The organism is Enterococcus sp. DIV1067f (assembly GCF_050543505.1).
Taxonomy (GTDB): Bacteria; Bacillota; Bacilli; order Lactobacillales; family Enterococcaceae; genus Enterococcus_D; species Enterococcus_D entomosocium.
In genome coordinates, this window is the sequence record NZ_CP172940.1 from 1,612,242 (window position 1) to 1,625,000 (window position 12,759).

A 12,759-nucleotide genomic window follows, 5' to 3' on the forward strand; every position below is an offset into this window, starting at 1 on the left:
GTTATAGCTTTAAATAGAGTAAATTATTTGTGATAGAGTTATTTTAAAATCAATGAGTATTAGACAAAAATTTGAATATTAAAAGTAAGATAATAGTGCTTTCCATTGATGGAAAAGTCATATGTAAGAAACTTGCGAATTTTTTGATGTTTATGCATGAAAATATAGAATTTCCAGATGCAGTTGATTTTCTAAGTGGAAGTATTGTAATAGATATGGGGAAATTAAAAGATGAATTGTATGCTTCTGAAGATTCACACGAGCTAGTTGCTGTGGAATATATGCAGAAGCATTATCCTTCAGCAATCCTATTGATAGACTTAATCCCTAAGAAAAAGAGAAAGTTCATCCATTAAAATAAAATTTATCAATTTTAAATCTGTATCTTTGTTATAAAAAAATGAAAAATTAGCGATGATTTTGAGCTGTATTTAAGGACATATTTCTGAAAGTATTTGAGATTATGAATTGTTTGTTTTTTTGAGAAAATTTAATTGGACTACAGACAAGATGCGTAAAAAAATCCTCATTGAGTATGTAGTCCAAGCCGTTTTAAGGGACATTTCAACCATTTTTTGAGGTATAATGAATTTATAAAAGTTAATAAAAAGAACAGAATTTTGGTTTCTAAGATACGCTAGAATCGAGGAGATACTATCGCTTTAATGCAGGAAAAAGCGATAGAAATGCTGATATAACAGCACTTGACCTTAACAACAATGGGCTGTCCCTTAGCCGACGTATTGACTGAATCGATACACGAAGCACTAAGCGATATTCCAGAAGTCAAAAATCCAGAAGTAAAACTAGTCTGGTATCCCGCTTGGACGACTGATAAAATGAGTCGTTATGCACGGATTGCTTTGGGGATTCGTTAAGGATTTTCAATCATACAATTGTGTTTCATATTTGTTAACTAGTTGGAACAAGCTGTTTTCTTAGGTGGTGGACAGTTGGCAAAATGAGAAAATAAACACAGAACTCTTTTATTAACTTTGAAAATAGTTGGTAGAAGAGTTTTTTTAGAATACTTTATTAAATAAACAGTTACTTGGTGAAAAAGTTAAGCTTTTTTACTAAAAGCATTAAGGAATACAAGATATTTTAGAACCTGAAAGCTCAGCTTATTTTCCATTCATGTGACAACTGAAAGTGAGTTAATATTTAACTTTACCGAAATAGTAATACTTTCAATAAACCTTCAATCATTTTGACAAAAAGAGAGCATAGATTAAATTCTTATTCATCCACATTGATAACCTTATGGTGCATCCGAGAAAACATGTCTAAATAAAAGTAACTGAATTTAGTCAGAGACTTTGGGATACGATGGTTTTTCCTAAAGGAGTCAATGTAGAAAGAAAAAGGATGATTCTAGAAATGCTTTTTCAAAGGTCACGTGATATCATCCTTTCAAATGACTCTTGGCTAACAAATATACAAATGTATTGTATGCAACAATCCATACATGAAAACGATAGCCCAGTTACAGTTTCGGTCAATCATTTAGCAAGCAACATATTTTATTAGAGTTTCGAGATTAATTAATTTAATTAATGTATAATTATAGTTAAGTTGTAAAAATGATTTGCTTGATTCCCTTGATCATAAAAAACAAAAAGGAGTGTGTTTTGTGGATTTTCTGTTTACTTTATTTGCTTTTATTTTCGTCGCAGTTATCTTATATCATATTGTCGAATTCTTAAAGGATCAATCTACGCCAGAAGTGTCAATACTTGCCACGCTAGTTGACAAACGAATGACAAGTAGCACGAATATTGCTGCAAACGGCTTTACGAATCAATCCATTACCTATTATCTTTTATTTGAAATCGCAAGTGGCGAAAGATTAGAATTTAAAGTAGGGTATGGAAAATACAAATTATACGTCATCGGAGATACTGGGGTATTGAGGTATCAAAGAAAAAGGTTTAATTCACTTGATAGGTAAAAATTTGTATGTATATAGTATGTGTTTATTCGTTTTCAATTTCAAAAAAAGTTGAACAGTCAATTAAAAAACTCCTATTCAAGTGTCTTATCATTTGAAATGATTTGAATTGTACGCTTTTAATGGAAAACGCAAGTATCATCGAGTAACACTTGAGAATTTCTCCTTACTGAGGTCGCATAATTGAAACCAAGACCGAGGAAAAATTCCTACGAGGAACGGCTCAATTTAGTTCACTCATCCGTTCGAATGGAAGAAGTGATGAGCTACCTATAGTTTTAAATACTCATAAATAGAATAGTTTGCTTCACCAAAACCTCTTGGCTCATTGCTAAGAGGTTTTTTTGTTTTTACGTGGCTTCAAAATAATTCCAAGAAGGAAAAATCGTTCATGGTTTTTCACAAACATTTTCTCATTCAAGTAACAAATATAGAACTTGAAATGCAAAAAGTGTTACTTGTGAGGTACATCCGACGCACCTTACAATGAACATGTAAAATAAGAAAGAATGAATGGAGTTGAACGTTTGTGAAAAAAATGAAGGCTGCGTTGATGTATGGACCAGGAGATATTCGCTATGAACAAGTAGAGCGACCCTGCTGTCCAGAGGGAGGTTTTCTATTGAAGGTTAAGGCAGTTGGTCTGTGCGGCTCTGATATTCGCAATTTGCTGACCGATTCAAAAGCGGGGCGCTACCCTCATATTTATGGACACGAAATCGTTGGTGAGATCGTCGAAATTGATGAAAATGTGACGAAGTATCAAAGAGGGCAGATGGTTTATGTATACCCTATGGCTCATTGCCTACGTTGCGAAAATTGTCGTAATGGGAAGCACGAATGTTGTACGGAAGCTGAAAGTTACACCGATCTTCAAGGCGGTTTTGCAGAGTATATAGCATATAGTGCAACAAGAGTAGAACGAGGAGCGATTTTTGAAGTGCCAGAAGGACGAGAGCCTATCGCGGCAACATTAGCTGAACCCTTATCCTCCACTTATGCATGCATGGAGAATATTCAGGTTTCGTTAGGCGATTCGGTCGTCATTATTGGTGCAGGTCCAATTGGGGTCTTTTTAGCGATTCTAGCAAGGATTCGCGGAGCAAGCAAGGTAATCGTGATTGATAAAAATGCTGACAGACTAGCTCTTATGGAAGCGTTTAATGTAGATCATAGGATCGATTCTTCCAAAGAAGATCCTGTAGAAAAGGTGAAAGAGTATACGAATGGACATGGCGCACATAAAGTGATTTCAGCTAATCCATCAATAGAAGCACAGCAACAAAGTATTTTTATGGCTAAAAAATGTGGAATTGTCGTCTTTTTTGGTGGTGTAGCAAAGAATCAATTAACGCCTATAGATACGAATGCAGTTCATTATAACAATCTCTGGATTTATGGTCATTATGGTGCAAATAGTATTCAAGTCGAAAAATCTTTCCATTTATCCTTATCTGATCAGTTTCCTGCTGAAAAAATTATTTCTCATGTTTTGCCTTTAGCTGACATCAATCAGGCCATCGAATTGACGAGAGAAGGGAAGGCGTTAAAAGTCGTTTTACTACCAGAAGAAGAGTATAAAATTCATTCTTTATTGAAATCTCAAAAATAGAGTAAGGAAAGGAGGAGAAAGAAAATGAATAAAAAAATTGAGATCTATATTGCTTGTGGTAGTGGGATCGCCACGTCCACGGTTGTTCAAGAGAAAGTCAAACAAATCTTAGCTCAGAGCAACATTCAGGCTTCCATCACCAAAGGGAATATTAATCAAATTCCCTCAAAAGCAGAAACAGTGGATTTAATCTTGGTGACTACTCGATATGTCAAGCCAGTAAAAGTACCGATTCTTCCTGTTTTCAGTTTGATATCGGGAATCAACGAAGAGCAGACCGCGCAGAAAATCGTTGAAGAGTGCCATCGAATTATTAAAGGGGGATAAAAATGGAAGCTGTATTATCAGTTATTCAAAACATCATGGATATGGGGGCATCGGTTATGCTACCCGTTGTCATTTTTATTTTAAGCTGTGTCTTTAGGATGAAAATTGGCAAAGCACTTAAAACTGGGCTTTTAGTCGGCATCGGCTTTCAAGGGTTGGGGCTTGTTGTAGGACTCCTGGGTACTTCCTTGCAACCAGCCATCGATTATTATCAGGAAATGGGATCAGGATATACCACGATGGATGTTGGCTGGGCTGCTGTGGGAGCGGCGTCGTGGTCAGTACCTTTTGCAGCGATTGCTATTTTGATGATCGTAGGATTAAATGTATTGTTTATTCTTTTGAAATGGACAACGGTTATGAATGTCGACATTTGGAACTATATTCATTTTTTGATTCCTGGAGCATTAGCGTATGCCTTGTTTGATAGTTTTTGGCTAGGTTTGACTGTTACGGTTGGCTTATCAATTGTCACTTTATTCGTGGCTCAGTGGTTTGCTCCTAGATGGGAGGCGTATTACGGACTGGAAGGCACGACTTGTACGACATTTTCATTTATTACTTTCGCTTATCCTTTTGGACTATTAGTAAATAAACTGATTGATCTGATTCCTGGTCTTAACAAAATCGATATCAGTTTGGAAAAAGTCGAAAGTAAAATTGGTTTTTTTGGAGATCCAGCAGTTATCGGTTTGTTGGTTGGAACTTTTCTAGGCGTATTGACACGCCAAGAATTTACGGTAGCGATTTCTATAGGGGTTGGAGTTTCAGCGGTGCTAGTACTGATACCCAAAATGGTCTCTGTTATGATGGAAGGCTTGACTGCGATCGGGGAAGCTGCCAAAGAATTTATGAAGAAACATATTGGCGAAGGGAAAAAATTATATATCGGCATGGACATTGCTCTTGGTCTTGGAGATCCGACAGCGATCACAACGACAGTGATTCTGATTCCGATAGCAATATTCTTAGCATTTATTATCCCTGGTATGCATTATTTTCCAGTTGGTGTTTTAACAGTAATCGTATATATGATTCCACTACTAGCATTAGCATCAAATGGCAATCTTTTTCGAACGCTTGTCACTGGCTTTTTCTTCTTAGTTATCGTTCTAATTGGAACAAACACCTTTGCACCTGAAGCAACCGAAATGATGAATGCGACCGGTGTACCTGTGGAAGGGGTTGTGACAGATAGTTTCTGGGGCTACAATTTAGCAAATATTATAATCAGCTTATTTCATCGAATCGTTGGGTAATTGACCAAATGAATAAACGAATTGTTGACAAAATAAATGGCTTAGTGGGAGAGAAATAGTGTATGAAATTTAAAGCAATCGAATTGAATGAGCGCTCCAATATAGAAGTGATTAAACAATGCGGACTTGAACTGCTAAACGAAGGGCTCGTCGGGAATAGTTTTATCGAGTCTTGTATCGAACGCGAACATCATTTTCCTACTGGTCTGCCAGTTGACCCGCCAGTTGCGATTCCGCATACCTTCGATCTCTCTGTGAAAGAATCTTCTGTCTGTTACGCAAGACTAAAAAAGCCTGTGACTTTTAAACAGATGGATACGCAAGTAGATGACTTAGCAGTCGAACATGTATTTTGCATGGCACTAAAAGATGAGCATACCTATATTGAATTTCTTCAAAAATTGATTTTAAGCATCCAATCTCGAAATTTTATTGTTCAATTAAGCAAGTGTGAACCTGAAAAACTTGTTGATTTTCTAAGAGAGAATTTGTCTATTCATTAAGGAGGAGTGCTGTGAGGAAAATTACTGCTGAAATCATCTATCTCCTACTATATAACAAAATAACGAAAATTAGATTGGAGCAACTTTATAAAAACTTGAATCTCTCGCCAAAGAAATTCACGAGTGAAATCAAAGTCTTGAACTCGTTTCTAAATACTCACGATATGCCGCAAGTGAAAATTGAAAGCGGATACTTACAGGTTCCTGATGAACTAGATTTGTCAGAAGCTTATCAGCTTGTTTTAGAATTGTCCCCTTACGACTATTCCTTGAATCCTGATGAAAGACGCACATTACTTCTGATCAATTTATTGATAACAGAAGATGTTCTTACGATGGATCATTTTGCTGATTTGTTTTACGTCAGTCGATTAACAATCATCCGCGATATCAATACGTTGAAAAAACAAGAAGTGATCATGAGTAAATATATCGAAACGCTTAGGGGCGAAGGGGTTATCCTTAAGATGAATCAATCGGAGAAAAGAGAGTATTTGTTTACATTGTTTTTAGAAAATATAGACGCAAAAGGATACATCAATTATGTCGGGATGCAAATCCTTCGGGCATTTGACGGGTCAATGGAGTATTTAGACTTTCTGGGATTCATTTTTAACGAGTTAAAGTATGCAGAAAAGTATCAGCAGTTTGATCTTTTCGTCTATATTTTTATCGTTATCAATATGCCCCGCAAAGAACAAGATGAATCTCCCAAATTTGTCGTTATGTCGGAAAACCTGAGCATACTCATCGATCAAATTGAAAAAAGATTTGATCGAACGATCTCTTTCGAAGACAAACAGGCAATAGCAGAATTTTGTCATTTGAAAAAGCGAAAAAATGTGAAGGATGCTGAATTGTATAATTTGGTCATCTATTTTCTGAATAAAATTGATGAAGATTTAGGGACGACTCTAAAGTACGAATTTGACTTAATTTCTGATCTATACAATCACTTACAAATTATTGAAGAAGAGAACATTATTTTGGATATTGAAAATATCGGTCTTTTGCGGCATCAGTTTATGGATATTATCGTAGCTGTAAGGGCTAATAGTGGTGTCATTGAAAACTACCTGTCCCGATCCTTCAATGAATCATTTATTACTACGATCGCTATTCATATCGCAACTGCCTTAACCCGACAAGAATATAAGATGAGCAAAATCGATATCTGGATCGTGTGTGAAAATTTATCGATAGCGAAAATGATTGCTATGAAAATTAGTCGATACAAGCAGTTCAAAATTATGAATGTGCTAACACTTGCTACTTATCGTAAGATGTGCTTCCGTCAAAAAGCCAATCGTTTAATCTTAACTGCTGATCCTTTGCCTTTTTTGGAAGAGGATGTTTTAAGGATAACACCTTTTGTGACTCAAGAAGATATCCAAAATATAGTAAAGACGGTTGACCGTTTGTTTACGATTAATGAAGAAGAGACTGAAGAAAAATTTGATCAATTTGTCCAACAACCACAAAGAAAATTGCATGATTACTTGTTAAATTCGCATGTTATCAGAATCGACCAAAAATGTTCTTGGGAGCATTCTTTACGCTTAGCAGGGAAAGTGTTGACACAAAACGAGTGTATTGAGCAGAGCTATGTAGAAGAAGTCGTTGAAAATGTGAAACAAAATGGACCTTATATCGTAATAAGTGAAGGTGTTGCTTTAGCTCATGCGAACAATCGGGGAAATGTCCACCGTAGCACGATTAGCCTCTTGACGAATAAACAAAAAATCTCTTACGGATCTGAGGATTATTTTCAAGTGACTTATGTTTTCTTCGTCGCTCTTGTAAGAAGTGAAGAATATTTAGAAATTGTTGAAGATATTATGTTTCTTGGGAAATATGGATTAATTGAAAAATATTTACGTTTTAGACAGGAGGAAGCCGATGGATTATTTAGAAGAAAGGAAATTCATATGTAAGATTGCCAAATCTTTATTTGACAGGAAGCTAACGGATGCTGCTGGTGGCAATATCTCTATAAAAGTTTCAGAAGATCATTTCTTGATGACACCTACTTTGGCATCTGTTCAGTATCTTTGGGAATTAGAGGCAGCGCAAATTCTTTTGGTAGATAAGAAACTATCCCTCATCGAAGGTACTGGTCGCTTGACCAGGGAAATCAATATGCATATGAGTTTTTATCACTCAGATCCACGGATCAAAGCAGTGATTCATGCTCATCCATTAAATTTGATGGTTTACAGTTGTATAGGGACTGATATGCCCATCGTCTGTGAAAACCTTCGTCTCGGACCGGATGCGATCCGTTGTTTGGATTATGCACCTGCAACAACTGAAAAGTTAGCACACTTGGTTGGTGACTACTCTCAAAACATGGTGACAAATGAAGAAAAACTACCTTATGGAATGTTATTGCGAGAACATGGGGTAATTGTTGGAGCCACTAATTTGGCTTTTGCAAATGATTATCTGGAAAGACTAGAAACAAATGCTTATGTGCATTTACATTCGCAAGCGCTTCTCCAGCAGGGCTATGAATATTATACTGACAAAACAAACGTTACCTATGAATCCCATGAATGAAGATTGGAGGAGAGTGGATGAGGGCTGGTTTCTTAATTGGACTGAATGAATTTGAGATTCGAGAAATGGATGTTCCACAATGCCATCAGAATGAAGTGATTGTAAAAGTAGAAGCTTCAGGAATCTGTGGGTCAGATATCCACAAAATGAGTAAAGGCTGGAAATACAAGTTACCCATGATCATGGGGCACGAGATGGCTGGGACTATTGTAAAAGTTGGTCGTTCTGTTCATCATTTAAAAAAAGACGATCGGGTCGCTGTTGTCCCGTTTATTCCTTGTCGTAACTGTGCATACTGTGCTATCGGGAAGTATCAATTATGTACGGACTATATCATGATGGGATCGCAACGGTTTGGGGGATTTGCAGAGTACGTCTCCGTGCCAGCGAGCAATATCGTGAAAATAGGGACTAAGTTGTCTTTTGAAGAAGCGGCCATGATTGAGCCTCTTGCTGTCTCAGCGCATGGTGTTTATGGAATCGAACCTAAAGTGGGCGATGTCGTTGCAGTTTTTGGGTTAGGAACGATTGGATTGCTGACGATCCAATGGTTAAAAATTGCGGGTGTGAAAACGATCATTGGCATTGATATTCAATCAGAGAAACTGGAACAAGCAATAGATTTAGGTGTCACCGATACGATTAATCCTAGTCTTCAAGATCTTGAAACAGAGATCTCCCGAATAACGGATGGTTTAGGCGTGGATATTGCAATGGAATGTGCAGGTACTAAAATAACCGAAGAGCAATGTCTCTTAGTGACAAAAAAAGGCGGGAAAATTGGATTTCAAGGGATCGCTTATTCTGATGTTTTGATTAGACAACGGGCATTTGAAAAAATCTTTCGCAGTGAATTAACCATTAAGGGTTTTTGGAATAGTTATTCTGCGCCTTTCCCAGGTAAAGAATGGTTTGATTCAATCACCTTTTTAGAAAGCGGACGCTTGAGTGTCAGTCATATGATTTCCCATCGCTTTCCATTAGAGGATCTTCAAAGAGCATTTGATTTAGCGGTAAATAGAAGTGAAAGCTTTAATAAAATAATGATCATGCTCTAAAAAAACATTTGAGTACAATATAAACCGATTGTTTTCAAAACCATATTTATTCAGTAAGTTTTAACAAGCTGTATGGATATGGTTTTTTTGATTTGCTACTCTGATTACAGAGGTTGCTCCTTCTAAAACCTGTCCCACTCAAAGACATCGTTGCATTTTCAGAAATGAAACGGTAAACTAGTTGAAAAGATTGGAGGAATGAATCAATGTTAGCTACGAATTTTGGGAAATATACATACAAAAATCCGTTTATGAACGCCTCAGGAGTCCATTGTATGACGATCGAGGAATTAGATGAATTAGCGGCATCAGCAGCTGGGGCATTTGTCACGAAGAGTGCAACGCTAGAAGCACGTGCGGGAAATCCAGAACCACGTTATACCGATTTACCGTTAGGAAGCATCAATTCGATGGGATTACCAAATCTAGGGGTGGACTACTACTTAGACTATGCCATCAAAAAACAGCAGGAAATGACCCAGCAAGCGCCCTTCTTTTTCTCTGTCGCTGGTATGAGCGTGGCTGAAAACATTGAGTTATTGAAGAAAATCCAAGAAAGTGATTTTGAAGGAATCACAGAGTTAAATCTTTCTTGTCCAAACGTGCCAGGAAAACCCCAAGTTGCCTATGATTTTCCTTTGACCGATCAAATTCTGGAAACAGTCTTTGGTTTTTTCACAAAACCTTTAGGTGTCAAATTGCCGCCATACTTTGATTTGGCGCACTTTGATGAGATGGCTAAGATATTGAACAAGTATCCGTTAACTTATATCAATTCAATCAATAGTATTGGGAATGCTTTATTCATTGATCCTGCTACTGACTCAGTAGTTATCAAACCAAAAGATGGTTTTGGCGGTTTGGGAGGCGAATATGTGAAACCAACGGCATTAGCCAATGTGCGGGCTTTCTATACACGTCTCAAGCCAGAAATCAAAATTATCGGTACTGGTGGGATTCGTAATGGTCAAGATGCGTACGAACATTTGTTATGTGGCGCTTCTATGTTGCAGATCGGCACAGAGCTGCAAAAAGAAGGACCGGTGATCTTTGAACGATTGACGAAAGAATTAGCAGCGATCATGAAAGAAAAAGGGTATCAATCAATCAGTGAGTTCCAGGGGAAATTAAAAACGATTGATTAAGAACGACTTTGAATGCTTTACTATCCGCTTCTTTTTATAGAAGAAAGGTGGTTTTTAATGGAGAAGTTTCGTAAAACAACGGAGGATGATCTGGTTGAGTTGATGGCGCTTTTTGAAGAAGGCATTGCTTTCTTAAAAGCACAAGGATCTCCGCAATGGCAAGATGGGTACGGTCCTAAAGAAAATCAAATCAAAGCAGATATTGCCAATGGTGAAAGCTATGTGTTGGTGAAAGATGGAAAAATCGCAGCGTCTGCAGCGTTGGTTTCTGGTGATGATCCTGTCTACAACGCAATTACCGGCGCAGGGTGGGATGGAAACGGTCCATATCTATCCATTCATCGCGTCGTTGTCAGTTCTCATTTTAAAGGGCAAAAGTTAAGCGCCAAATTGCTGCAAGCTCTTGAAGTGGTTGCATTAGAGCAAGGAATCGTTGATTTACGTATCGATACGTATAAAGCTAATATTGGTATGCAAAAGAATATTCAAGCAGCTGGCTATCAATACAAAGGAGAGGTAACATTCCCTTTTCCGAACGGAGAGCGATTGGCTTTTCAAAAACGTTTGACCGCAAGCTAAGCATTCTATTCCATTAGTGTCACTTGGCTGAATTAATGGAATAGTTGTGTCAAAGTGAATTTTTGGTATGAAAATGCGGATAATGGTTGTCAGAATCCTTTCGGCTTGCTAAGATAAGCACGTAAAGGACGGTGCCAAATGAAGAAAAGAATCAAAAAGAAAAAAGCTTATAAAAAATATATCCATGATATTTTTGCGGGTTATGAAGAAATGCTTGAGAATCCAGCGATCAATGAGAAGAAGTTTTCTTATCTGAAAGAAGAAACAACCTTAAAACGAGACGATCAAAATCAGATCCGTTTTCGTACGATCGATATTGATTAAACTACCTATTTTGGGTAGTTTTTTTGTTTATCTCGACTTAGTTGAAAATATTTCAGAAAAAAGCTTGCTCTTTCATTCTTAGAATGATAAAGTATTCAACGTTGGCAATTGAGCCAGCGGGTCAAAAAAGCTTTTGAAAAAACTTCAAAAAAGACTTGACCAAAAATGAAACAGATGATATTATAACAAAGTCGCAATTTTAAAATAGTTAATCGATGTTGATAAATCAACAAAATTAATTAAAAAAAGTTGTTGACAAATAACAAATCATTTGTTATTCTAATGAAGTCGCTGAGACAGCCGCTGCGAAGTTGAAAAACAACGAGCGAAAAAAACTTTTAAAAAAGAGTTGACAATCAAACGTCGCTCTGATATGATATAAAAGTTGCTAACACAGCACTGTAGACCTTTGAAAACTGAACAAAGCAAGCAAACGAACCAATGTGTAGGACGTTTCAATTTATTGAAACAAATACATGCAAGCAATAGCTAGCAAAGTTAATTTTTATGAGCTTAATGACCGTATGGTCATTCAAACAAATCATTATGAGAGTTTGATCCTGGCTCAGGACGAACGCTGGCGGCGTGCCTAATACATGCAAGTCGAACGCTTTTTCTTTCACCGGAGCTTGCTCCACCGAAAGAAAAAGAGTGGCGAACGGGTGAGTAACACGTGGGTAACCTGCCCATCAGAAGGGGATAACACTTGGAAACAGGTGCTAATACCGTATAACACTATTTTCCGCATGGAAGAAAGTTGAAAGGCGCTTTTGCGTCACTGATGGATGGACCCGCGGTGCATTAGCTAGTTGGTGAGGTAACGGCTCACCAAGGCAACGATGCATAGCCGACCTGAGAGGGTGATCGGCCACACTGGGACTGAGACACGGCCCAGACTCCTACGGGAGGCAGCAGTAGGGAATCTTCGGCAATGGACGGAAGTCTGACCGAGCAACGCCGCGTGAGTGAAGAAGGTTTTCGGATCGTAAAACTCTGTTGTTAGAGAAGAACAAGGATGAGAGTAAAACGTTCATCCCTTGACGGTATCTAACCAGAAAGCCACGGCTAACTACGTGCCAGCAGCCGCGGTAATACGTAGGTGGCAAGCGTTGTCCGGATTTATTGGGCGTAAAGCGAGCGCAGGCGGTTTCTTAAGTCTGATGTGAAAGCCCCCGGCTCAACCGGGGAGGGTCATTGGAAACTGGGAGACTTGAGTGCAGAAGAGGAGAGTGGAATTCCATGTGTAGCGGTGAAATGCGTAGATATATGGAGGAACACCAGTGGCGAAGGCGGCTCTCTGGTCTGTAACTGACGCTGAGGCTCGAAAGCGTGGGGAGCGAACAGGATTAGATACCCTGGTAGTCCATGCCGTAAACGATGAGTGCTAAGTGTTGGAGGGTTTCCGCCCTTCAGTGCTGCAGCAAACGCATTAAGCACTCCGC

12 protein-coding genes, 1 rRNA gene and 1 pseudogene (1 of these 14 cut by a window edge) are annotated in these 12,759 nt (G+C 38.0%); all 14 read left to right on the top strand.

Annotated features, from left to right (window positions below; translation table 11 throughout):
• Window positions 1-71: 71 nt before the first annotated feature.
• Window positions 72-356: a hypothetical protein gene (locus IGJ42_RS07465; RefSeq protein ID WP_347483735.1), complete on the top strand. Its 285-nt coding sequence runs from the start codon at window positions 72-74 to the stop codon at window positions 354-356.
• Between the two features lie 348 nt (window positions 357-704).
• Window positions 705-878: pseudogene (locus IGJ42_RS07470) on the top strand (iron-sulfur cluster assembly protein); the annotation flags it as partial.
• A 755-nt stretch (window positions 879-1,633) separates the two neighbouring features.
• Complete coding sequence (locus IGJ42_RS07475; RefSeq protein ID WP_005236239.1) at window positions 1,634-1,951, top strand: DUF2500 domain-containing protein; 318 nt, start codon at window positions 1,634-1,636, stop codon at window positions 1,949-1,951.
• A 538-nt stretch (window positions 1,952-2,489) separates the two neighbouring features.
• Window positions 2,490-3,563, top strand: coding sequence for an alcohol dehydrogenase catalytic domain-containing protein (locus tag IGJ42_RS07480; RefSeq protein WP_034878878.1), 1,074 nt, complete (start codon window positions 2,490-2,492; stop codon window positions 3,561-3,563).
• 24 nt (window positions 3,564-3,587) lie between these two features.
• Window positions 3,588-3,890, top strand: a complete 303-nt coding sequence (locus tag IGJ42_RS07485) for a PTS sugar transporter subunit IIB (RefSeq protein ID WP_005236235.1) — start codon at window positions 3,588-3,590, stop codon at window positions 3,888-3,890.
• Window positions 3,891-3,892: 2 nt separating this feature from the next.
• The gene (locus tag IGJ42_RS07490; RefSeq protein ID WP_430616072.1) at window positions 3,893-5,149 is read left to right on the top strand and encodes a PTS transporter subunit IIC; all 1,257 of its coding nucleotides are present in this window, start codon (window positions 3,893-3,895) and stop codon (window positions 5,147-5,149) included.
• 62 nt (window positions 5,150-5,211) lie between these two features.
• Window positions 5,212-5,652 (top strand): PTS sugar transporter subunit IIA, encoded by a 441-nt coding sequence (locus IGJ42_RS07495; RefSeq protein WP_008381342.1) that lies wholly within the window; start codon window positions 5,212-5,214, stop codon window positions 5,650-5,652.
• Between the two features lie 335 nt (window positions 5,653-5,987).
• The gene (locus IGJ42_RS07500) at window positions 5,988-7,586 is read left to right on the top strand and encodes a PTS sugar transporter subunit IIA (protein ID WP_430616074.1); all 1,599 of its coding nucleotides are present in this window, start codon (window positions 5,988-5,990) and stop codon (window positions 7,584-7,586) included.
• Entirely contained in the window at window positions 7,552-8,211 is a 660-nt protein-coding gene (locus IGJ42_RS07505) for a class II aldolase/adducin family protein (RefSeq protein ID WP_008381340.1), read from the top strand. Before IGJ42_RS07500 ends, IGJ42_RS07505 begins: the two co-directional genes overlap by 35 nt.
• Before the next feature lie 17 nt (window positions 8,212-8,228).
• Window positions 8,229-9,269: a galactitol-1-phosphate 5-dehydrogenase gene (locus IGJ42_RS07510; protein WP_008381339.1), complete on the top strand. Its 1,041-nt coding sequence runs from the start codon at window positions 8,229-8,231 to the stop codon at window positions 9,267-9,269.
• A 206-nt stretch (window positions 9,270-9,475) separates the two neighbouring features.
• A complete protein-coding gene (locus IGJ42_RS07515) occupies window positions 9,476-10,414 on the top strand; it encodes a dihydroorotate oxidase (RefSeq protein WP_005236221.1) in 939 nt (312 codons plus the stop codon).
• Window positions 10,415-10,471: 57 nt separating this feature from the next.
• Window positions 10,472-10,993, top strand: a complete 522-nt coding sequence (locus IGJ42_RS07520) for a GNAT family N-acetyltransferase (RefSeq protein ID WP_086332346.1) — start codon at window positions 10,472-10,474, stop codon at window positions 10,991-10,993.
• A 138-nt stretch (window positions 10,994-11,131) separates the two neighbouring features.
• Window positions 11,132-11,317, top strand: coding sequence for a hypothetical protein (locus IGJ42_RS07525; protein WP_005236216.1), 186 nt, complete (start codon window positions 11,132-11,134; stop codon window positions 11,315-11,317).
• A 542-nt stretch (window positions 11,318-11,859) separates the two neighbouring features.
• Window positions 11,860-12,759, top strand: a 16S ribosomal RNA gene (locus tag IGJ42_RS07530); it runs 660 nt beyond the window's last position.